Source organism: Algoriphagus zhangzhouensis, from assembly GCF_900148515.1.
Taxonomy (GTDB): domain Bacteria; phylum Bacteroidota; class Bacteroidia; order Cytophagales; family Cyclobacteriaceae; genus Algoriphagus; species Algoriphagus zhangzhouensis.
This window is the reverse complement of sequence record NZ_FRXN01000001.1, coordinates 1,007,189-1,030,572: the sequence shown is the minus strand read 5'-3', so window position 1 is coordinate 1,030,572 and position 23,384 is coordinate 1,007,189. Positions and strand designations below refer to the sequence as shown.

Sequence of the window (23,384 nt, the reverse complement as noted above, 5' to 3'; positions counted from 1 at the left end):
CACTTCGTCAATTTGTCTAGCCTGCTTACCTTTGCGCATGGCAGAACAAATCCTCATCCTAGATTTTGGCTCTCAGTATACACAACTTATCGCCCGACGAGTTAGAGAGCTGAATGTTTACTGTGAAATTCATCCTTATAATAAGGTACCTGAAATTACCGATGACATCAAAGGTGTGATCCTTTCTGGGTCTCCTTGTAGTGTCCGCGAAGCAGATGCTCCTGACTTGGATCTTGATGCATTGCGCGGAAAGCTACCTCTTCTTGGAGTATGCTACGGTTCTCAATTATTGGCTCATAAATACGGGGGAGAGGTTCTTCCTTCTACCATCCGTGAGTACGGAAGAGCTAACTTGGATCATATTGACTTGCATCATGACTTGTTAAAAGAGATGACTCATGGTTCTCAAGTTTGGATGTCCCATGGTGATACCATAAAAAAATTGCCAGCTGGCTTTGAAATTATTGCAAGTACTTCTTCAGTAGAAGTGGCAGCATTCAAAGTGGAAGGTGAAAAGACCTATGGAATTCAATTCCACCCAGAGGTAACTCACTCTACGGAAGGCAAGAATTTGTTGAGAAACTTCGTAGTTGGAATTTGTGGATGTTCTCAGGATTGGACTTCTGATGTGTTCATCGACTCTACTGTTGCTGATTTGAAAGAGAAAATCGGTGCTGATAAAGTAGTGATGGGACTTTCTGGAGGTGTTGATTCCTCTGTAGCAGCTACTTTGATCCACAGAGCGATTGGAGATCAGTTGACTTGCGTTTTCGTAGACAATGGTTTGTTGCGAAAAAATGAATTTGAAGAAGTTTTGGATTCCTACAAGCACATGGGATTGAATGTGATTGGTGTGGATGCCAAGGACAGATTTTATAAAGCCCTTGAAGGATTGACAGATCCTGAAGCGAAAAGAAAAGCGATTGGTAGAGTATTTATCGAGGTGTTCGATGATGAGGCTCACAAAATCGAAGGTGTTAAATGGCTAGGACAAGGGACCATCTATCCAGATGTGATTGAATCAGTTTCTGTGAAAGGTCCTTCAGCAACCATCAAATCTCACCACAACGTAGGTGGATTGCCTGATTTCATGAAGCTATCTGTAGTTGAACCATTGAACACCTTGTTCAAAGACGAGGTAAGAGAAGTGGGTAGAGCTTTGGAAATCGTAGAAACGATTATCGGAAGACATCCTTTCCCTGGACCTGGACTGGGTATCCGTATCTTGGGAGATATCACAGCTGAAAAGGTTAAAACACTTCAAGAAGTAGATTATATTTTCATCAAGGGATTGAAAGACCATGGTTTGTATGACCAAGTTTGGCAGGCGGGAGCAATGCTTCTTCCTATCCAATCTGTAGGTGTGATGGGTGATGAAAGAACTTATGAAAAAGTTGTAGCCTTGAGAGCTGTTGGATCTGTAGATGGAATGACTGCTGATTGGATTCACTTGCCTTATGAGTTCCTTGGGAAAATCTCCAACGAAATCATCAACCGTGTAAAAGGAGTTAACAGAGTGGTTTATGATATTTCTTCCAAGCCACCAGCAACGATTGAATGGGAATAATTGCATTTACAATTTGATATTCAAAATTTGAAATTGGGCCCAAAGAGAAATCTTTGGGTCTTCTTTTTGGGAGTATTTTGGCCTAAACTTTGGGTTTGAAAATAATGGCTTAAATTTGCCTCACTTGTCAGACGCATACCCTCGATTCATGAGAAAATTATTCCTTTTGCTTCCAGTATTTTTGATTTGTCTAGAAGCATGGTCCCAGTCCGTTCCGGAGGGCTATCAGCGGGCTCAAGTCCTATTAAATTCCCGGAGTTATTGGGACGCATTAAACTCTTTTAAAGAATTTACCAGTGTAGAAAAATATGGCAATTTGGCCAATTACGCTTCATTTCATTCAGGAGAAGCTGCCCTTGGTGCCAATCAACCTGCACAAGCTATTGAGTTTCTACAACCTTTGGTTTCAAGAAATTGGAAAGGTAATCAGGATGCTGAGTACCTTTTAGCAACAGCATATTTTCAAAATAATCAAGCTTTAGAGGCTCTTAGAGCAATTGCTAGAATTGAAGATTCTGCTTTACAGGAAAAAGCTCAAGATCTTTCCTTTGAATATTTGACTAAATCAAGCCCTAATTTCTTGATAAGTAATTTGAAGGAATTTGAAAGTCAGCCAGCATATAAGGCTGCATTGGGCACTGTCCTTAAAAGCAAAAGTGTTTTGTCCTCTGAGGAAAAGGCTTTGTATTATGAAATGCAGGGAATTGGAGCTAACTCCTCCTCCGGTCAAATAAAAGACGATGTGCTGGACATTGTAGTGATCCTTCCATTTACTGATTCTGGAAATGGACAAATTTCTCCATCATCATTTACTTATGAATTGTTCCAAGGGATTCGCTTCGCGGTCAATAATATGAATAGAGAAGGAGTAAATGTTAACCTTTCTACTTTCGATTCTCAAAGGGATATGAACCATTTGAGAAGTATTCTTCAAGAGCCGGTTGTAGCCAAAGCTGACGTGATCTTAGGACCTATTTATCCTGATGAATCAGATTTAGTAAGTGCTTTTGCTGAAAACGCGGAGATTCCATTTGTGCATCCACTTTCTAATTTGGGTGAGCGTTTTGTTGGAAAGCAATACAGCTATTTGTTTAGACCTTCCGCTCAAAACTTGGTAGAAGGTATCATCAAAAACCTGAAAGGAAAGACTTGGGGAAATCGAGTTGCCATTGGATATAGTGGAAGCTCAAGAGATGAAAAAATGGCAGCATTGCTAAACGAAAGACTTCCACAGGAAGGTTTTCAAATCGTAGGTAATACAAGGTTAGATCCTAGAAATGCAGCTAATTTCCTTTCTGATTTGGGCGTAAGACCTGGTAAAGACAGTGTCAATTTGGATGTTGATCAGGTTATAATACTTACAGATGATCCTTCTATAGCTCAGCCTACATTGGCTTTGGTCGAATCCGTAACGACTACATTGCCGATTTTGGTAATGGACTCATGGTTAGGTTTCAATTTCGCCAATTATGAAATGTTGGAGTTCCCAAACTTTTATTTTATATCAAATAATTCTCCTGCATTGGATAGTGAAGCGATGAATTCCTTTAAGTCAGAGTTTTACGGTAGAAATTTGGCTTTCCCTACGCTCAATGCCGTTTTAGGTAGAGAGTTAGTTTATTGGGTTTCCCAGAATTTGAAGCCTACCTTTGGATTTGATTTGAGAAGAAGTTTGAATCAGCAGGTTTATGAACCAGGAAAATTGACATGGGGATTCAATTTCCAAAACAGCAATTCCAATCAATATGTACCTGTTTTTTCTATTGAAACAGGTGAACTGAAACCACTATTAAATCAATGAACATATCTGAAAGCAAGCGGCTTTTTGCCCATGCCCAAAACTTCATTCCCGGAGGTGTTAATTCGCCAGTACGTGCATTTAGAGCCGTAGGGGGTGAACCTATTTTTATCAAAAGAGCTGATGGGGCTTACATCTTTGATGAAGATGACAATCGCTACATCGAGCTAATCAACAGCTGGGGACCAATGATTATTGGTCACAATCACACATTGATTAGAGAAGCGGTGATTCAGGCTATGGAAAATGGGACTTCTTTTGGCGCTCCAACGGCTAGAGAGATTGAGATTGCTGAATTGATAATAAGCATGGTTCCTTCCGTAGAAAAAGTCAGAATGGTGAACTCAGGTACCGAAGCTACCATGTCTGCTATCCGAGTAGCAAGAGGCTATACAGGAAGAGATAAGTTCATCAAAATGGAAGGTCACTATCATGGACACGGTGATTCCTTCTTGATTGCAGCTGGTTCTGGTGCTATTACTATGGGAAACCCTGATTCACCGGGTGTGACCAAAGGAACTGCAAAAGATACACTTTTGGCACCCTATAACTCTCTGGAAGCAATCGAAGAGTTGGTTGAAGCAAACAAAGGTGAAATTGCAGCTTTGATTTTAGAGCCTGTTCCAGGAAATATGGGATTGGCATTGCCAAAGCCGGGATACTTGGAAGGATTGAGGGAAATCTGTACCCGAGAAGGAATTGTATTGATTTTTGATGAGGTAATGACTGGTTTCAGATTGTCTCCGGGTGGAGCTCAAGAGCTTTTCGGAGTGACTCCTGATATGACTACTCTAGGTAAAATCATTGGTGGCGGTATGCCAGTAGGTGCTTATGGTGGCAAAAAGGAAATCATGGAGCACGTGTCTCCAGCAGGTCCAGTATATCAGGCAGGAACCCTATCAGGTAATCCAATTGCAATGGCTGCTGGATTGGCGATGTTGAGACACTTGAACGCTCAAAAATCTGTTTATACAAAGCTGAATGAAATCAGTAGAAAGGTTTCTGAGGGAATCCAGAACATCAACCAAGTGTTGGGGTATAATTATTCAGTCAATCATTTGGGAAGTATGTATTGTCTTTTCTTCACAGATCAGCCTGTTTATGATTTTGAATCTGCGAAAAAATCTGATACTGCTTTATTTGGGAAATACTTCCAAGCAATGCTGAAAAGAGGTATTTACTTGGCACCAAGTCAGTTTGAAAGTTTGTTCCTTTCTACAGCTTTGAAAGATGAACTAATCGATAAAATACTGGAAGCTCATCGCGAAAGCATGATTGAGATCCATTCCTAAATTTAAGGCCGATTGATTCGGCCTTTTTTTATGTCCTCTTCCAAACTAAAGATTGTCCTTTTGTTCAAAATTTGAAGGGCTTTTTAATCTTTTGGCTTATATTCTGACTATTAAGTCAACCACTAACCCTTCAGATTATGAACTCAAAAATTCTGGGAGCAGGTCTCTGTCTCTTAGGGAGTAGTTTTTTCGCCCAAGCCCAACAAATTGATCAGGCTTATAATGCTAAGATCAAGGAATACACTACTGATACGCGCTTTCTACCCAGTTCTGTATTGGGAGTTGTTGAGCACCCGACAATTCCTTCACCCTCTAAGCATTTTGGACAAATCATCGGAGCTCCAGGAGTCATGCATAATACCACAGCAATATATGGGTATTATAAGGCCTTGGCGGATGCATCCCCCAACCTAAGTATAAAGCAAGTCGGGACAACTGAGGAAGGAAGACCAATCAATATGGTTGTGATCGGGAGTGATGAAAGTATGGGGAATTTAGATACCTATCGGGAGTACTTAGATCAATTGGCAGACCCAAGAAAGATTGATTCAGAAAAAGCTGAAGAGATTTTTGAAAAGGCAAAACCTGTTTACTACCTAAATGGGGGCTTGCATTCCACTGAAATGGGGTCTCCAGAAATGTTGATGGAATTAGCCTATCGATTGGTAACCAGTGAGGATAAAAGCATCCAGAAGATATTGGATAATGTGATTGTGTTGATCAATCCTGTTTCCGAACCAGATGGAAGGGATAAAGTAGTAGATTGGTACTATCGATATAGTAAGGCAAGAACTGAGTGGGATGATGGTTTCCCTAGATCTGCGCCTTATTGGGGAACATATGTTTACCATGACAATAACCGAGATGGCTTGCAGGTTTCTCAAGAATTAACAAAGGCGATTTTCAATATTTTCTACGAATGGCATCCAACGGTAATGTTGGATTTACATGAATCCGTGCCTTTACTTTATATATCGACAGGAACAGGCCCATACAATGAGCAAGTAGATCCTGTTACGATTGGTGAATGGCAAATCATGGCCAATCATGACATCACAACATTGGCTGCTCAGGGAATGCCTGGAGCCTTTACATGGGCCTTTTACGATGGCTGGTGGCCTGGATATGGGATTTGGGTTGCCAATAACCATAACTCAAACGGACGCTTCTATGAGACTTTTGGGAATGCCGGTGCAAATACCTATTTGAGAGATCTTTCTAAGGCTAGATATGCCGGGGATCCTGCGACCACGAGAGAATGGTACCGTCCTGATCCACCTTCTGAAAAAGTTTATTGGTCAGCTAGAAATAATGTGAATTACATGCAGGCGGGCGTTTTGGCATCCTTAAGCTATGCTGCTCAAAATGGAGAACAGTTGCTAAGAAACTTCTATCAAAAAGGGATCAATTCCATAAGAAAAGGAAGCACCGAAGGGCCTAGAGCTTATGTGATTCCAGCAGAGCAAAGAGATCCAGCTATGGCTGCATATTTGGTAAATCAATTGAGGGCTCAGGCGATTGAGGTTCATGAGGATGGTGAAGGAGCCTATTATGTTTTATTGGATCAACCTTACAGAAACTTGGCTGTGACATTACTTTCTGAGCAGAAGTATCCAAAAGATGCCAAATTTCCTCCATACGATGATATTGCCTGGACTTTGAGCTACCTCTATGGAGTGGACGTGGAAGTGAAAGATTCAATTGATTTTGATAGAAATAGCTTGTCTTTAGTTAATACGGATGCTTCATATGACGGTAAAGTCGATGGGAGCGGGTCCAATTATTACATTTCCTACAAGGCTCAGAATACAGTTTTGCCTGCTTTGTATTGGTTAATAGAGCAAGAATCTGATCTAGAAATCAATGTATTAGAATCTGGGTTGAAAACCGGGTCAGATAGCTTGGCTTCAGGGTCGATTTGGATCAAGGGGATTTCTTCCTCCCAAGCCAAAGAGTTGGGAGAAAAGTTTGAGTTGGATATTACTAGAGCTTCTCAGGCACCGGAAAGCTCTGAAGTTCATGCTATAGACCTTCCTAAAATTGCGATTTACCATACTTGGTTCAATACTCAGGATGAAGGATGGTCTAGATACACCTTTGAGCAACGTGGTATTCCATATACCTCAATTGATAAAGATGATCTGAAAGCTGGGGATTTGAAATCTAAGTTTGATGTGATTTTGGTGCCAAGAAGCAGGGGAGATGTCTCCTCTTTTATTCATGGTGTAGATAGTAGATTTGGTCCTATGCCGTATACCAAAACCGAAGAGTTTCCTTCTCATGGATATCCTGATTCTACGGATGATATGACTGGAGGTCCAGGATTTTTGGGAATTGATAATTTGAAAAAGTTTGTTGAGGCAGGAGGCTTGGTGATCACTCTAGACAATTCAACGAGGATGGTTGCAGAAACAGGAATTACAAGAGATTTAGATCCTCATAATGCAGGAGGTCTTTTCCATCCAGGATCTGTTGTTACTGTAAAAGCTAAGGATTCTAGCAGTCCATTGTTGTATGGCTATCCTGAGGTTTTCTCCATTTTTAGAGGAAATGGTCCATTGTATGGAGTCGATTTGGCAAAAAGAGACATGATGGTTCTTCAATATGGAACGAAGCCCTTGAAGGATGAAGAGCCTTATACCGGAGAAATCATGGGGATGGAAAATCCTGATAAGGATTTGAAAAAAGAAAGTGAAGGAAAGCCTGTACCTTATGTGAGATCTGGGATGGTGAGAAATGAGCAAACGATTATTGGTCAAGGAGGGATTTTCAATGTTCCTGTAGGGAAAGGTAGAATTGTTGCCTTTACCTTTGATCCACTTCATCGCTATTTGAATCATCATGATGCTCCTTTAGTTTGGAACGCCATTATCAACTGGAATCATTTAGGAGATTAATATTGTTGGATGGAAGATACCCGAAGGTTTTGAAATCCCGGGTATCTTTACATTCACATTGAATCTTGAAATCAATTAATCAAAACGAAAACCATGTCAGTTAAAGTTTACGGAATCAAAAACTGTAATACCATGAAAAAGGCTTTCACTTTTTTGGAAGAAAAAGGAGTAGCCTATGATTTTATCGATTATAAAAAACAGAAACCAACCAAGGATTTATTGGAAGGATTTCTAGAAAAAGTATCCTTGGAGCAGCTAGTCAATAAAAAGGGAACGACCTATAGAAAGATGGATGATTCTCAAAAAGCTGCCTTGGAATCCCAAAAATCAGCCCTTCCTATTTTGGTAGAAAACTCCAGCATGATCAAAAGACCAGTGATTGTTTACGGTGATGGAAGTATCACACTGGGTTTTGATGAGGAAGCAATCGAAAGCCACCTTTCTTAAAAAACTATAGTGTCGGTAGCTAGTTTAGGGAGTAAGTAATTTCCTTTTTCCAAATGAAAGCTAAACTCTTTGGACTTGTCGTTTTCGGCTGCTGGAGTATCAAATGCAAAGACCTTTTCTAAACTCGGGTGATCTTGAAGTGATTCCAATTGCTCCAATGTCACCTGAGTTTTGTTTAAATAGAGGTTCTTCAGGTTTTCATTTTTTAGAAGCGTTTCCAATCCACTTCCTGAAATATCCGACTCGTTTAATTTCAACACAGTCAAGTTGGGAAAGCCTGCAATTTGATCCAGACTTTGATCGGTAATTTGAGTTCTAGATAGATCCAAAAAGGCTAACTGATCTTTTACAGAATTTAATTTTTGCCAATCTGAATCTGAAAAAGAAGGGAAGTTGATGCAGGAAATCATGATCCAGTTTGATTGCTCAGAAACTGGCTCAGCAAAGAAACCCTCATCTTTTAGTGTATTCAGATCATCTTTTGAAACTGGATTCACGGAGGCGGTTGAGTAGAATGGAATCTCTTCACGTTTGATAAAAGGTTCCAACAATTCAGTCTCAATATTTGCATCTCCCAATTTGGATTCAGTGTTTCCTCCCAAGGCAATCCATCTCTGGATCAACTCAATCTCTTCTTTGTGCATTTGACGCTTTTCCTTTGGAGGCATATGGTCTTCATCTTCTTTGGGAAGTACCAACCTTGAAAAAAGCGGACTGTCCTCTGGACTTCCACTGGTTAGAATAAAGCCATCTTCTCCTCCTTCCAAAAGGGAATTGTAACTAGACAAGTCTAATTCGCCTTTCTTGTTTCTGGTATTATGGCAACTTGCACAGTTTTGATTGAGGATTGGTTGAACTACATCCTCGTAATAGGCCAACTCCTCCCATCCATTTTCGGGGATTTCTAAGCCCTTTTTCTCAGATGTATCGTAGCCTAGAAAGTTCTGCATTTCTGCAGGTAAAGGTTCAATAAGATAGGTTTCTCCATGAGTGATATTTCCTCCCAAGTGACCTGTGAATAGGAGTAAAGCAAATAATATCCCAGCCTTCAATTTAAACTTAGGTGGAATCTCATTTGATTTATTGATTTCATAAAAGAGCCAAAATGAAAATAGAGCAGTACCACTTCCAAAATAGAAATGAAACTGAACCGAATCCCAGCTGAATCCTTCGTATTGGTACTGAAGGAAACCAGAAATAGATGAAAGTATGGCTGAAATAGCTCCAAGTAAAAAGGCCAGACGAATGGAATCCAAGTGCTTGCTGTCTCCTTTTTTACTCAAGAAAACCAAGATGATTCCAAAGGCCAGAAAGCCAATCGGAAGGTGAACTAAGATAGGATGGAACCTTCCAAAAAGAGGAAAAATAAACTCAATCATTTAGATGTTTTTTGATCAAATTCATAATGTAAACATTCGCTTCCCATTGGTCAGCAATCGGAACGTTGGAGAACGGAACGGTTGGTAAATATGGGGGAGGACCAAATTCGGTAGTAATCGTAAAAGTATCCTCAGGAAAATTCAAGATGATTTCTTTCCAAATCTCCATATGCACTTCTACAGCATGTTTCCATTCTGGAGCTGCAGGATTATTCACTTGAGGTCCTTCAGCAAATCCAACTCTGGAATGAATATGATCTATATGAGGTAATACTGACTTAAGGAAAGGATCTTGCTTTTGGATCAGTTTTTCATGAACTACCATCCAATGACTGATATCCAGATTCAATCTCAATTCAGGAAAAGCTTCAATCATTTCCAAGGTTGCTGGAAGTGTATTGGAAAATCTACCTCGATGAGTTTCATGGATTAAGGGGATACCTGATTCTTGAGCTATTTTTTGACCAGCTTTGATGAAAGCAAGATTTTGCTCCAAGGTCCAAAAATCACTTCCTGTGTGACTATTTACTTTGACTGGTTTCCAGGTTAAGATATATCTTAAACCCTCCTCATAGGCTTTTAAGGACTCCTCAAAAGGTAAGCCTTTGTTCGTTCCATGAAGGAAGAGGACTTTCAAATCATACTTTTCAAGACCTTCTTTTAGCTTTTGTTTGGCTTCATCGGACCTAGGCATCCAGACTTCGATACCATCGTATCCGTCAGCTTTGGTTTTGGCTAAAAAGTCATCCATTGGTAGTTCATTCCCCCAATCTGTTTGGAAGAAGAGAACTTGTTTTTGGGCAATTGAATTGAATGAAATCGAAATAAAAGCAATTGCTAAGAGCAATCTGGAAAATTGGTGCATGTATTAAGCGATAATTTTTCTAATTAATTCTCCTTCCACATCTGTCAGTCTGAAAGGTCGGCCTTGGAAATCATACGTGAACTGTTCGTGATCAAAGCCCATCAAATGAAGTATAGTAGCATGGATGTCATGAACAGAAACCCGTTCATCAACTCCTGAAAAACCAAAGTCATCAGTGATACCATAGCTTGCTCCTTTTTTTACACCTCCTCCGGCCATCCACATGGTAAATGCATCTCCGTGATGATCTCTTCCCAAGAAACTTTGCTGTTTTCCTTCCCGATTTTCCTGCATTGGTGTTCTTCCAAACTCACCACCCCAAACTACAAGAGTGTCTTCTAACAAGCCTCTTTGTTTGAGATCTAAAAGTAAGGCAGTCATAGGACGGTCAATTTCACGGCACTTATTTCTAAGTCCCATATCAATAGACCCATCATGATCTGTTCCATGAGAATCCCAGCCCCAATCATACAACTGAACGACTCTGACCCCTTTTTCAACTAGTTTTCGAGCCAAAAGACAATTATTGGCGAAGGATTCTTTTCCAGGCTGAGTTCCATAAAGCTCATGAATGTATTCAGGTTCATCATTGATGTCCATCACTTCAGGTACCTCAATTTGCATTCTGTATGCCATTTCATATTGATTGATTCTGGCTAGAATTTCTGGATCCCCATATTGGTTGAATTCTTCCTTATTGACATCATTGATAGCCGAGATCAAATTTTTCTTCATATCTCGGGACATGCCATCAGGATCTTGGAGATAAAGCACCGGATCTCCTTTGGATCTACATTGTACTCCCTGATAAACAGATGGTAGAAAGCCACTTCCCCAAACACTTTTGCCTGCATCTGGGGTTTTTCCACCAGAAGTCAAAACCACAAATCCTGGTAAGTTTTGATTTTCAGTGCCCAATCCATAAGTAACCCAACTTCCCAAACTAGGACGTCCCAATCTTGGGCTACCCGTTTGCATAAATAGCTGGGCGGGTCCGTGGTTGAATTGATCAGTATGAACAGCTTTAAGGAAGGCCACATCATCTATTACCTGAGAGAAATGAGGTAAAAAGTCTGATACCCAAGCTCCTGATTCACCTTTTTGAGTGAAGTTTGCCTGTGGACCCAATAGATTAGGAACTCCTCGGATAAAGGCAAATGTCCTTCCTTCCAAAAGAGACTCTGGACAAGGTTGATTATGGTATTTTGCCAATTCTGGCTTGTAGTCAAATAATTCTAACTGGGAGGGAGCGCCTGCCATATGTAAATAGATGATGGACTTGGCTTTTCCTCTGAAAGGAGGTGGAAGAGGAGCCAAAGGATTCAAGTCTCTTTGGCTTAATTCCAATCCTTTAGGTTTGGATTCCAATCCACAGCCGAACATCAGAGGGGCTAAAGCCAGACCTCCCATTTTGCTGACACAATCCATTAGAAAATGTCTTCTGGTTTTCTTTTCTAGCTGTTGCTGAGAAAGCTCTTGAAATAATTTATCTAAATGCTTCATGTCAAGGTTTCGTTAGGAATTCATCCAAGTTCAAAAGTGCATTGGCCACCACAGACATGGATGCCAATTCAGGGCTTATCTGCTCAAAATTGGCAGTCATAAACTCCTGAAGGGTTTTTGGATTCTGCTCAAATTCTTTCAAGGATGCCAAATACAATTCGTCCAATGCTTTGAGTTTTTCTTTCGAAATAGGTGTTAGCATCAATTTTTTAAAGCCATTTGAGATTCCTTTTTGAGGATCAGAATCAGAATCTAACATCCACTTACCCAATTGGGCTGCGGCTTCTAAATAAACTGGATCGTTTAAGGTTACTAGGGCTTGGAGAGGGGTGTTTGTTACAATTCGATTACTCAAGCAAACCTCCCGACTACCTGCATCAAAAGAGATGAAAGAAGGATAGGGGCTAGTTCTTTTCAAGAAAGTATAGATACCTCGTCGATATCGATCTTCGCCATTTGATTCATTCCAGGACTCTCCATTGTATACGGTTTGCCAGATTCCTTCTGGTTGGGGTGGCTTAACTCCCGGACCATACATTTTATTGCTAAGCAACCCAGAAACAGCCAGAGCTTGATCTCTGATTTGCTCCGCACTCAATCTTATTCTTGGACCTCGTGCATACCACTTATTTTGAGGGTCCTGAGAATACAATTCTGGAGAAACTGATGAGTTTTGCTTATAGGTTTCAGAGGTAACGATAGACTTAATGAGCTTTTTAAGACTCCATTCATAATCGTTCATGGTGGTCCAAGCCAAATAGTTTAAAAGCTCTGGATGTGAAGGAGTATCCGATTGGGTTCCCATATCTTCAACAGAACTCACAATTCCTCGACCGAATAGTTGTGCCCAGATTCTGTTGACTAGCGTTCTGGATGTCAAAGGATTTTCCTTAGAAGTCAGCCAGTATGCAAATCCTAATCTGTTTCTTGGCCACTCTGGATTCCATTCATTGAATTCCGAAGGGGTGTCGGGATCCACTTCATCACCTAGCATTAACCAATTTCCTCTTTCGAAGATTTTGGTTTCACGTTTCATGTATTCTGGGTTTTCAATCAAAATTGGAAGCTTCGTTCCATTGAATTTGAGAATTGATTCCCAAGAGTTTTTTACTTCAGCAAATCCAGCTTCGTTTTTCCCTGGAAGACTTGGGATAAAGGCAAACCATACTAATGCAGAAGTATTTTGTTGTGGTTTGGCAATGGGACTTATTGCTGAGATATATAGGTCATTTTTCCCCTGGATTTTTTTGATAGGGAAAGAATGTATTTCATCACCTTTTGTCTGGTTCAAAGTGAATTGAGTCAATATTTCTCCTTCAGGTCCCCCAATTCTGATGGTTATTCGGGTTCCATTCAAGCCACTTCGGTAATTCAAGAGCATTTGATCGGAACCTTGCGTATCTATATTCCTAAAATAGGCTGAGCCACCATTCCACAGCCCCAACCATTTGGTATCGATGAGTTCTGCTTTATTAAAGTCCGTAGCAATATGAGATTCATATTTAGGTTCGAAGAAAGTCAAAAAATCAGCCTTTTTCTTAGCAGCCTCTTTGGATTCATTTTGCTCTACCCAATTAACCACCTTGCCAAAGCTGATTTGATCTTTTACAGAATAAAACCTCAGTTTCGGTTCCTCGTCATGAGTATCTTCATCTCTGGTATTATTGAAAAAAGCCATGGATTCATAAAACTCCTCATGTCGAATAGGGTCATAAGGATGGCTATGGCATTGGACGCAGGCCATGGTAGTGCTTTGCCAAACTTCATAAGTGGTATTTACCCGATCCAAAACTGCCGCAACCCTAAACTCTTCATCCTGTGTTCCACCTTCATCATTATTCATGGTGTTTCGGTGGAAAGCAGTGGCGGTGAGTTGTTCTTGTGTGGGGTTTGGAAGGAGATCTCCTGCTAATTGCTCAATTGTAAAGACATCAAAGGGCTTGTCTTTATTGAGTGACTGAATCACATAGTCTCGATAAGGCCAAACAGTCCGAGAAACATCTCTTTCATACCCTTTGGTATCAGCGTATCTCGCCAAATCTAACCACCAGCTGGCCCAATTTTCACCATAGCTCGGCTGGTTAAGCAAGTAGTCAACTGCTTGTTCATAGTTGATTTTTCCACCTTGATATAAATTCAACAATGAATCAGTAGGAGGTAGCCCGGTAATATCTAAGGATACTCTTCTTAAAAGTTTATTCGGATCCTCCTGAGGAGAAAATGTTAGACCTTGTTCCTCTAATTTTTCTGCAACAAAAAAATCTATTGGGTTGGAGCTTGACTCTGAATTACTTGTTCCGATTCCTGCTGAAAGGACCTGATCTATTTCTTCAGGCTTTTGTACAGTTTCATAGGCCCAGTGTTTCCCCCAATTTGCACCTTCATTGATCCAATCTTTTAATATTTGAATTTCTTCTTTTGCAAGAGCAGGTTTGCCATAAGGCATCCTTAATTCTGGATCAGGATCTGAAAGTCTTTTGATTAGTTCACTGTTATTTGCATCGCCGGGAATTATGGACGGATGACCAGATTCGGTCACAGCCAAGGCTTCTTCTTCAAATAAAACACTAAAACCACCACTTTTTTTGACTCCTCCATGGCAGGAAATGCAATGCTTGTTGAGTATGGGTTTGATTTCAGTACTAAAATCTACCTTCTTACTGGGTGCAAAAAAATAAGCCGTAATAATCCCTAGAATCACCAGGGCAGTAATTATAATATAGAGGTTAAGTTTCGTCATGAGTCTATTTCGAATCAGAAAAATAGGCAAAATGGCCTAAATTCTGAAAACTATTTCAACAAAAAACCCGAAAGATGTCTTTCGGGTTATTAAGTTAATTAAAAAGAATAATTTGGAAGGTTTTCCAGAATATCCTTTGTCATTTCATCTAGTCCAAAGTCTGGTTTCCATCCCCAATCAGCTCTCGCACAACTGTCGTCAACACTATCTGGCCAACTATCTGCAATGCCTTGTCTGAAATCAGGATTGTATTCGATTTCGAAAGAAGGATGGTATTTTAAAATGCTTTCGTAGATGTCTTTTGGAGTAAAGCTCATACCCGCTAGGTTGTAGCTTGATCTGATTTTTACCGATTCAGCAGGAGCATGCATCAAATCTAAAGTTGCTTTGATGGCATCCGGCATATACATCATAGGAAGAGAGCTGTCTTCTCTCAAGAAACAGCTGAATTTTTCTCCAGCTAATACTTTATGATAAATGTCTACGGCGTAATCTGTAGTACCTCCGCCTGGAAGAGATTTGTATCCAATCAAACCCGGATATCTTAAGCTACGTACATCGACTCCATATTTCTGGAAATAATACTCACACCATCTTTCGCCGGCCTGCTTAGAAATTCCATACACAGTGTTTGGTTCTTTCACGCAATACTGAGGAGTATTGATTTTAGGAGTGTTTGGACCGAAAACAGCAATAGAAGAAGGCCAATAAACTTTCTCCATTTTGAATTCTCTAGCCATTTCAAGGACAAACAATAAGCTGTCCATGTTTAGGTTCCATGCAAAAAGCGGTTTTTGCTCACCAGTTGCTGAAAGGACTGCAGCCAAATGATAAACTTGCTTTACATTTTCTTTTTGGATCAATTCTTTGGCTTTTGCTTGATCCATGATATCCAATACTTCGAATTGGCAATAGTCGAATTTTGACCTGGCTGACTCATTTAAGTCCGTGGCAATCACCCTGTCACCGCCATAAATATCACTTAATGATTTTGTTAATTCAGAACCCAATTGACCGGCAGCGCCGATTACAAGAATTTTTTCCATTGATGGGAGATTAAATTGCCCGATTTCCTTCCGAGGCTTTTTGTTTATATTTGGATTTGCTTGCGCAAAAGTATAAAAAATTAGAGGGTCGAAAAGAATTTTTGACCAAAGGAAAACCGAAAATTATTAGTTAATACTTCTCAACATGTACGATCAGATCAAACCCAAATTGGAAGCGGAAATCCAATCTATCAAGGACGCAGGTCTTTTTAAAAATGAAAGAGTCATCACTTCTCCTCAGGCGGCAGAGATAACTATCACTGGAGGAAAGAAAGTTTTGAACTTCTGTGCCAATAATTATTTGGGACTTTCATCTCACCCTAAAGTAATCGAAGCAGCAAAAGCAGCGATTGATTCTCATGGTTTTGGAATGTCATCTGTGAGGTTTATTTGTGGAACTCAGGATATTCATAAAGAATTGGAGAAGAAGATTTCCGAATTTTTAGGAACCGAGGACACAATTCTTTATGCCGCGGCTTTTGATGCCAATGGTGGTGTATTCGAACCTATTTTGGGGCCAGAGGACGCTATTATTTCTGATGCATTGAATCATGCATCCATTATTGACGGTGTCAGACTTTGTAAAGCAATGAGATTCCGTTATCAGCATAATGATATGGAGGATTTGGAAGCTCAATTGAAGGATGCAGTCGCAAAAGGGGCCAAGCAAAAGATCATCGTTACGGATGGAGTTTTTTCCATGGACGGTACGATTGCACAGTTGGATAAGATTGTAGCTCTTGCCGAGAAATATGAAGCATTGGTGATGTCTGATGAGTGTCATTCCACCGGTTTTATGGGTAAAACGGGCCGTGGAGTTCATGAGCATTGCGATGTAATGGGCAAAATGGATATCATTACAGGCACTTTGGGAAAAGCTTTGGGTGGTGCATCTGGAGGATTTACTTCAGGTAGAAAAGAAATTATCGAATTGCTTCGTCAAAGATCTAGACCATATTTGTTCTCCAATACCTTGGCGCCATCAATTACTGGAGCATCTATTGCTGTGTTTGATTTGTTGACTGAGACCACCGAGCTGAGAGATAAATTGGAAGTCAATACACAATATTTCCGAGAGAAAATGACTGCTGCAGGATTTGATATTAAGCCTGGTACACATCCTATCGTTCCAGTGATGTTATATGATGCAGTTCTTTCTCAACAAATGGCAGAGAAACTTTTGGAGAAAGGAATCTATGTGATTGGTTTCTATTACCCTGTTGTACCAAAGGGACAGGCTAGAATCCGTGTTCAGATTTCTGCAGGCCATGAAAGAGAGCATTTGGATCAGGCAATTCAAGCTTTCACTGAAGTAGGAAAAGAATTGGGAGTGATCAAATAATCCTCTTTCTATATAAATGACAAAAGCCAGAGTTCAATATTGAATTCTGGCTTTTGTTGTATACATGAAAGAAATTTACCTGACTGTCACGTGGTAGCAATTCTGCTTTCTTTCTTTGATAAAGAAGATTTTGTCTTCCGCTTCAAATTCCTTTAAGATTTTTTCGAGCTTTTTCTGATTCTTTCGGTTCCAATTCTTTTTACCATTGAATCGGATGTATGAAATGTCAAAAGACACTCCGTAGGAATGAGAACTAACGCCTTTAGTTGCATTGGTATTTCTTTTTCTTAGACTCTTTTGTTGTTCTGGAGTTCTGGTAACTGAGGTGAGCGTGATATAGCTTTTAGAGTCTGTTAGGCTTTGAAAAGCGATTCCGATTTCTTCCAAAACAGTCTTTGAATAGGGAGTGATATAAGGTTGGCTATGAGTCAAAGGCATCACTTCATAGCCTGTTCCATTATCAATTAAGACCAGCTTCCCGTCTTTGACCAAACTATTGTAATGATCTTCACTTTCAATCAACCCAAAGCCATTGTATTCTGCAGCGAATAAGTGCTTATCATATTCTTTAGTGATAAGCTCTTTGGGAATAGGAGGTGTTATTCTTGGTTCTGGAACTTCTATTTCAATCGTTTGAATTATTTCTGCTCGAATAGTTTCCTTATCTGGTTCTACCAATGAAGAATAAGTGTCCTTCAATTGCTTTTTGATTTCAGGCATATATGCTTGGGTAGCCCAGGCTCCTGCGGAAAATAGAATCAATAAAATAGCAATTTGAATTCTGTTTGGTTTTTTCATTGTTAAGAGTGGGGGTGATTTGTCAGGCTATACTGATAATCTTAACGCTGTGATAGCAAAGATTAATCCACTTTGCTACTAGTTTTTTAATACTTGATGGATGATTTTATATAATATGATTAAGAGAACAACTAGTTCAATTTTTAATAAATAGACTAGCTAAAAAGTCTAATCGGTAATAAAAAATAGTAAGTGGTAGTGTTTTAAATTAAAAATTACTCCTAAGAAATTAGATGTAATTTTTTTTAAGAAGTCTTGCTGGTCATTGCTGCCAGTTTCTTCTTTTTCTTCTGCTGGTAATCTTCCAGATTCTCGAATCTCGCATCCACATCCTGACTGTTTAAGTAATCATTCAATGTTTCGCGAACTTCCTGGAAAGACATGTTGTGCAGGATCTTTCCATTTTTAGCCATAGAAATCTGACCAGTTTCCTCTGATACAATCAAAATAATGGAATCTGTCGCTTCAGACATTCCGATTCCAGCTCTGTGCCTCAATCCAAATTGGGCAGGAACTTCCCTTTCTGTAACCGGAAGAATACATCTTGCAGCTTTGATTTTACCATTGTGTATGATCACAGCACCGTCATGTAGCGGACTGTATTTGTTAAAAATCGAAACAAGAAGTCTTTTTGATAATTCTGCATCCAATATATCACCACTTTCGGCATAGAATTTTAATTCAGTACTTCTAGAGATGACCATCAAAGCACCTGTGTTTGAGCCAGCTAGGGTTTTGGATGCATCAATAATAGGAGTAATGTTAAAAGATTCATTGTCTTTTTTTCTCCAGAAGAAAAGCATATCCTTCCAGGCATTGTCATCGGACAACAAAGAAGATCTACCGATCATTAAGAGGAACTTTCTGATCTCTGGTGCGAAGATGATAATAGCTGCTATCACACCGACTCCCATGAACTGCCCCAATATGGAGGAAAGTAATTCCATTCGAAGTGCTCTCACCAAGAGATACATCAAATAAATAGAGAGGAAGCCAAGGAAAATCTTGATTGCAACACTGCCCTTTAGGAGTTTGTAAACCTGGTACAATAGAAATGACACCAACGCAATATCAATCATATTGACGATGGATACATCCAGGAATCCTATTTTAAAAAGTAAGGTCAAGCGTAAAGTTGGTTATATAATTTCAGGGTTTCGTTTGTTTCTTTAACGTCATGTACTCTCAAGATGTTAGCACCTTTTTGAAGTGCCACCATGTTCAAGGCTGTGGTACCAATCAAAGCTTCTGATGGTTCACATTCCAATAGTTTATAAATCATGGATTTTCTGGAAAGACCAGCCAGAATTGGCAGACCTAACGATTTCAAAATTTCCAGATTTTTCAAAAGAAAGTAATTCTGATCGAGATTTTTAGAAAAACCAAAACCCGGATCAATAATTACATCTTTGATGCCAAACTTTACTATTACATCCAGTTTTTCAGCGAAATAGTTCAATATTTCAGGAAGAAAATCAAAATACTCCGTTTTTGCCTGCATAGTTTGAGGATTTCCCCTCAAATGCATCAAAATGTATGGAACTCCAAGCTCTGCAACTGTCGGTATTAGGTCAGAATCCAGTTCTCCACCTGAAATGTCATTTACAATATGGGCACCTTCATTTACGGCAACTTTTGCAACTTTGGATCGAAATGTATCTACAGAAATCAAAACTTCCGGAAACGCATTGTTGATCCAATTGACAGCTGGCAATACTCTTTCCAATTCTTCATCTTCACTCACATCTTTGGCACCTGGTCTGCTACTGTAGCCACCGATATCCAAAATGGAAGCACCATCTTGAATCATTTTTTCGGCCTGTTGAAGAATAGCCTCTTTATTTAGGGAAATTCTGCTTTGATCAAAAAATGAATCAGGAGTTGTATTGATTATCCCCATTATTTGCGGCTTTTCCCATTCAATAAGCCTTCCCTTAATTTGAAGTGTATATTTTTGGGGAAATAAATTATCTTCGATCGAGGAAGATGCACTCGCAGCCGACAACATTAAAATTAAACTAAGATTGGAAACGAAAACCAGTAACGAATATACGCAAGTTATTGCCCGTTGTAAAGAACTATTTCGCAAGAAAACTATAGATTATGGTACAGCATGGAGGATTTTGAGATTGTCTTCCATTACCGACCAGATTTTTATCAAAGCACAGCGTATCCGATCAATTCAAGAAAAGGGAAGCCAAAAAGTAGGAGACCCAATCGTAGATGAATTCGTAGGAATCATCAACTATTGTCTAATTGCCTTATTACAGATTAGTTTTTCAAAAGATGAAAGGATGGAAATTCCTTTTGATGATTTGGAGCCTGTTTATGATAAATGGGTGAATGATACAAAGGGACTGTTAGAAAACAAGAATCACGATTATGGAGAGGCTTGGAGAGAAATGAGAGTGAGCTCAATGACTGACATCATTTTGATGAAATTACTTAGAGTTAAGCAAATTGAAGATAATGAAGGTCAGACTTTGGTTTCGGAAGGGATCGAAGCCAACTATCAGGATATGATCAATTATTCGGTTTTCTGTCTAATCAAACTAGGATATCATGGGTAAAGCATTACTGTGGGTTTTGAGACTTCTGGTTGGAGGTCTATTTATTTTTTCCGGGTTGATCAAAGTCAACGACCCAGTTGGAACAGCCATTAAACTGGAAGAATACTTCGACGTGTTTTCCAATGATATTGCGGGATTCTTTTATTACCTCAAGCCTTTTGCTCTTTATATAGGGGTATTTCTAGTGGTAGTTGAAGTGGTTTTAGGAGTAATGCTTATTCTTGGTGTTAGGTCCAAATTCACTGTTTGGGCTTTAGGTCTGATGATCTTGTTTTTCACCTTTCTTACTTTCTATTCTGCATACTTTAATAAAGTGACTGATTGTGGTTGCTTTGGAGATGCGATCAAATTGACCCCCTGGGAATCTTTTTATAAGGATGTGATCTTGATGATAATGATCGCTGGGATATTTGCATTAAGGAAATTTCTTCCAGAATCATCCCCTTCATGGGCAAAAAGGGTTGTAATGGTTGTTGGTATTTTATCTTTTGTTCTTTCTATTACTGCAATTAGGAATTTGCCATTCATTGATTTTCGTGCTTACAAAGTCGGAGTAAATATTCCTGAAAATATGCAACCATCAGCACCATTGCAGTATTCCTATGTAATGAAAAAAGATGGGCAAGAGGTGATATTGGATCAATACCCTACAGATAAAAGCTATGAGTTTGTAGAAATGAATTTGAAGAACCCTGAGAACTTACCGAAAATCTCTGATTTTGCAGTTTGGAACAATGACGGTGATTATTCTGAAGAGATGTTTGTGGGGAACAAATTGGTGGTTTTAGTAAGTAATTATTCCAAAATGAGTGATGCAAATTTGGATGAAATTGATGTATTGATTCAAAGTTTGGCAAATTCTCCGATCCAAGTGGTTTTGGCTGCTGCAGCTTCTGAAGAAGAAATCAATAATTTGTTGACCTCAAGAGGTTGGGATATTTTGGCTGTACAGGCTGATGCCACTGTAGTCAAAACCATGATCCGATCTAATCCGGGCCTAATGCTTTTAAAAGATGGAACTGTTCTAGCCAAATTCCATCACAACAATACACCTGAAGCCTCTGAGGTTTTAGATTATTTTATTCAATAATGGAATTTCTAAAAGTTGTTTTGGTAGGCCTTCCAGGTTCAGGAAAAAGTACCTTTGGTAAACAATTGGCCCAAGCTTTGGACTTTCCGTTCTATGATCTGGATACTCAGATCGAGCAGAAAGAGCAGATGAAAATCCCAGATATTTTTTCAAAAATGGGCGAGGGGAAATTCAGGGAAATAGAGACTGAAGCCTTAGAACAGGTTTTGAGTTGGGATAGGTCCTTTGTTTTGGCCTCTGGAGGAGGTTGTCCTTGCTTCAATGACAATATGGACCGAATCAATGCGAAAGCTGTTTCTGTATATCTTGACGTTCCTTTGGAAGATATTTCTCAAAGGTTGGTAGGAACTAAAATTCAAAATAGACCCATGTTTCAAGGAATGGGAGGCGGAGAGATTATCCTTAAATTGAAAAGCCTTCAAGCTGATAGAGAATCCTATTATAACCAGTCAAAAATAAAGCTCAGCGGATCTGACTTTATCACTGAGCTTTTGGTATCTGAGTTAATTCACAGACTTAAAAACTAAGCCCAAGGGTTAGAACTCCATTAATTATTGAATTGTCTAATTCTGTAACTGGTCCAATATTATTGTTTTGACTATCTAATACTTGATAGGAGCTGTAAAGCCCATTGTATTTCTGATTGACTAAAGCAAAGTCCATTGAGAAATTATTCAATTTCACGCCAATACCACCACTAATTTGCTGTGTGCTTCTATCAAAATCAGAATTCGTATAAGGGTCGCCGAAATGGGCATATCCAGCTCGAAGTCTTAAGATGTTTAATCTTGCTTCCGCACCAAATCTAAAATTGACGGTACTTCCATAATAGGAACTGATTGCTTGGTTATCTGGTCCCTCATCAAAGTCTCTTGAACTTAATCTAGCTGCACTATAATCTACCCAATCCACATCAGCAGATATAAATCCATTTTTCCCTAAAAAGAATGTGGCTCCACCTCCGATTTTTAAAGGAGTATTGAGGTTATATCGACCTAAAATGTAATCGGATGTAGCGCTTACATTTCCTAAAGTGATATCCTCTTCCTCGAAGTAGTAATTATCATAATTGGCAAACATAGAAGCTTCATATTCTTCGTTCAACATATACCAAGTTGGACTCTGGAAATTGAAACCCAAATTGACATAGTCGATAGGCTTATAGATCAAGCCCATATTTACATTGAAGCCAGTGCCATTAATATAAAGACTTTCTCTGATGGTAGAATTGATTAAAGGACCATCGGGAAATTCCTCGTTGTATTCTTTCAAAGAAGAAAAACTTAAAGAACGAATTCCAATTGACCCACCTACAAAAAGCTTATGGTTAAAGTTTGCACCATATGAGAAAGTCATTTGGCTTGCCGAACCTTCTTGAGTTACATTTTCGTCTTGGAACGGATATCCAGTAACGAATGAATCATAGGTGTCAGGGTTAGAAATTGGATTACCATCATCATCAAATGCAATTGGGTTGATTTGGTAGGTCAAATATCCCAAACCAGTTAATCCAAAAGATTCAATTTGAGATTCTGGGATTCCATATGCATCCTGGATATAAAAGTCAATAATTGAAGTTTCTCCAAGTTGATCAGAGTAAAAACCATATTCTGTATTGAAGTTGGCTATTCTTTGGATACTAATACCAAAGGATCCTCCCTTAAACGCACCTCTTTCGTAGTCTCCTTTAGGATTGGCGAATACTACTGATAGGTTAGGAATATTGAAATTGGAAGTGTTATATGATTTTGGTTGACCCAAATAATAGGTGTCAACTCCCCAGTCTGAATAACCTAGAGTGATGCTTGCTTCTGAATTCCTGAAGAAGCCCAATCCTGCTGGGTTTCCTGCAATATTTGAAACATCTCCGCCCAATGACCACTGGGTTCCCCCAATACCCATAATTCGAGCAGTTCCTGCAGGCATATTTTGGCTAAACCTTAAAGCATCCTCATAATATCCGCTTTGTGAGTATGCTACATGTCCGCATATTATACTAGAGAGTAATAGAATTGAAGCTTTTATCTTCATTAATAAATAATATTTGATT

General features: G+C 39.3%; 18 protein-coding genes. 9 read left to right on the top strand and 9 right to left on the bottom strand.

Annotated features, from left to right (window positions below; genetic code table 11):
• Positions 1–37 precede the first annotated feature (37 nt).
• The 5 genes from guaA to BUF13_RS04340 all read left to right on the top strand — a co-directional run bounded on the left by guaA (position 38) and on the right by BUF13_RS04340 (position 8,001).
• On the top strand, positions 38–1,567 hold the full coding sequence (gene guaA, locus BUF13_RS04360) for a glutamine-hydrolyzing GMP synthase (RefSeq protein ID WP_073570495.1): 1,530 nt from the start codon (positions 38–40) through the stop codon (positions 1,565–1,567).
• A 148-nt stretch (positions 1,568–1,715) separates the two neighbouring features.
• Positions 1,716–3,368, top strand: coding sequence for an ABC transporter substrate-binding protein (locus BUF13_RS04355; RefSeq protein WP_073570494.1), 1,653 nt, complete (start codon positions 1,716–1,718; stop codon positions 3,366–3,368).
• The gene (gene hemL, locus BUF13_RS04350) at positions 3,365–4,657 is read left to right on the top strand and encodes a glutamate-1-semialdehyde 2,1-aminomutase (protein ID WP_073570493.1); all 1,293 of its coding nucleotides are present in this window, start codon (positions 3,365–3,367) and stop codon (positions 4,655–4,657) included. The genes BUF13_RS04355 and hemL overlap by 4 nt, the downstream gene beginning before the upstream one ends.
• 137 nt (positions 4,658–4,794) lie before the next feature.
• On the top strand, positions 4,795–7,554 hold the full coding sequence (locus BUF13_RS04345) for a M14 family metallopeptidase (RefSeq protein WP_073570492.1): 2,760 nt from the start codon (positions 4,795–4,797) through the stop codon (positions 7,552–7,554).
• Positions 7,555–7,647: 93 nt separating this feature from the next.
• Complete coding sequence (locus tag BUF13_RS04340; RefSeq protein ID WP_073570491.1) at positions 7,648–8,001, top strand: Spx/MgsR family RNA polymerase-binding regulatory protein; 354 nt, start codon at positions 7,648–7,650, stop codon at positions 7,999–8,001.
• On the opposite strand, the gene BUF13_RS04335 is transcribed toward BUF13_RS04340, so the two are convergent.
• The 5 genes from BUF13_RS04335 to BUF13_RS04315 all read right to left on the bottom strand — a co-directional run bounded on the left by BUF13_RS04335 (position 7,998) and on the right by BUF13_RS04315 (position 15,534).
• Complete coding sequence (locus BUF13_RS04335) at positions 7,998–9,380, bottom strand: c-type cytochrome domain-containing protein (RefSeq protein WP_083586366.1); 1,383 nt, start codon at positions 9,378–9,380, stop codon at positions 7,998–8,000. The genes BUF13_RS04340 and BUF13_RS04335 overlap by 4 nt on opposite strands.
• Positions 9,373–10,245 carry a sugar phosphate isomerase/epimerase family protein gene (locus BUF13_RS04330; RefSeq protein ID WP_073570490.1) on the bottom strand — a complete coding sequence of 291 codons (873 nt, stop codon included), beginning with the start codon at positions 10,243–10,245 and terminating at the stop codon, positions 9,373–9,375. The genes BUF13_RS04335 and BUF13_RS04330 overlap by 8 nt, the downstream gene beginning before the upstream one ends.
• Positions 10,246–10,248: 3 nt before the next feature.
• Positions 10,249–11,748, bottom strand: a complete 1,500-nt coding sequence (locus BUF13_RS04325) for a DUF1501 domain-containing protein (protein ID WP_073570489.1) — start codon at positions 11,746–11,748, stop codon at positions 10,249–10,251.
• 1 nt (position 11,749) lies between these two features.
• Entirely contained in the window at positions 11,750–14,488 is a 2,739-nt protein-coding gene (locus BUF13_RS04320) for a DUF1553 domain-containing protein (protein WP_073570488.1), read from the bottom strand.
• Between the two features lie 98 nt (positions 14,489–14,586).
• Positions 14,587–15,534, bottom strand: a complete 948-nt coding sequence (locus BUF13_RS04315) for an NAD-dependent epimerase/dehydratase family protein (protein WP_073570487.1) — start codon at positions 15,532–15,534, stop codon at positions 14,587–14,589.
• 145 nt (positions 15,535–15,679) lie between these two features.
• On the opposite strand from BUF13_RS04315, the gene kbl reads away from it, so the two are divergent.
• Entirely contained in the window at positions 15,680–16,876 is a 1,197-nt protein-coding gene (gene kbl, locus BUF13_RS04310; RefSeq protein WP_073570486.1) for a glycine C-acetyltransferase, read from the top strand.
• Positions 16,877–16,951: 75 nt separating this feature from the next.
• Here the strand turns inward: kbl and BUF13_RS04305 are convergent, their stop codons facing one another.
• The 3 genes from BUF13_RS04305 to folP form a co-directional block, all read right to left on the bottom strand.
• A complete protein-coding gene (locus BUF13_RS04305) occupies positions 16,952–17,674 on the bottom strand; it encodes a DUF5715 family protein (RefSeq protein ID WP_083586365.1) in 723 nt (240 codons plus the stop codon).
• A 245-nt stretch (positions 17,675–17,919) separates the two neighbouring features.
• Positions 17,920–18,801, bottom strand: a complete 882-nt coding sequence (gene cdaA / locus BUF13_RS04300) for a diadenylate cyclase CdaA (protein WP_073570485.1) — start codon at positions 18,799–18,801, stop codon at positions 17,920–17,922.
• Positions 18,798–19,574, bottom strand: coding sequence for a dihydropteroate synthase (gene folP / locus BUF13_RS04295; protein WP_394345357.1), 777 nt, complete (start codon positions 19,572–19,574; stop codon positions 18,798–18,800). Before folP ends, cdaA begins: the two co-directional genes overlap by 4 nt.
• A gap of 124 nt (positions 19,575–19,698) precedes the next feature.
• Between folP and BUF13_RS04290 the strand changes: the two genes are divergently transcribed.
• The 3 genes from BUF13_RS04290 to BUF13_RS04280 are packed head-to-tail and all read left to right on the top strand — an operon-like array spanning position 19,699 to position 21,861.
• Entirely contained in the window at positions 19,699–20,244 is a 546-nt protein-coding gene (locus BUF13_RS04290; RefSeq protein ID WP_073570483.1) for a DUF1599 domain-containing protein, read from the top strand.
• Positions 20,237–21,334, top strand: coding sequence for a BT_3928 family protein (locus tag BUF13_RS04285; RefSeq protein WP_073570482.1), 1,098 nt, complete (start codon positions 20,237–20,239; stop codon positions 21,332–21,334). Before BUF13_RS04290 ends, BUF13_RS04285 begins: the two co-directional genes overlap by 8 nt.
• Entirely contained in the window at positions 21,334–21,861 is a 528-nt protein-coding gene (locus tag BUF13_RS04280; RefSeq protein ID WP_073570481.1) for a shikimate kinase, read from the top strand. Before BUF13_RS04285 ends, BUF13_RS04280 begins: the two co-directional genes overlap by 1 nt.
• On the opposite strand, the gene BUF13_RS04275 is transcribed toward BUF13_RS04280, so the two are convergent.
• Positions 21,851–23,365, bottom strand: a complete 1,515-nt coding sequence (locus BUF13_RS04275) for an OmpP1/FadL family transporter (RefSeq protein WP_073570480.1) — start codon at positions 23,363–23,365, stop codon at positions 21,851–21,853. The genes BUF13_RS04280 and BUF13_RS04275 overlap by 11 nt on opposite strands.
• Between the last annotated feature and the right edge of the window lie 19 nt (positions 23,366–23,384).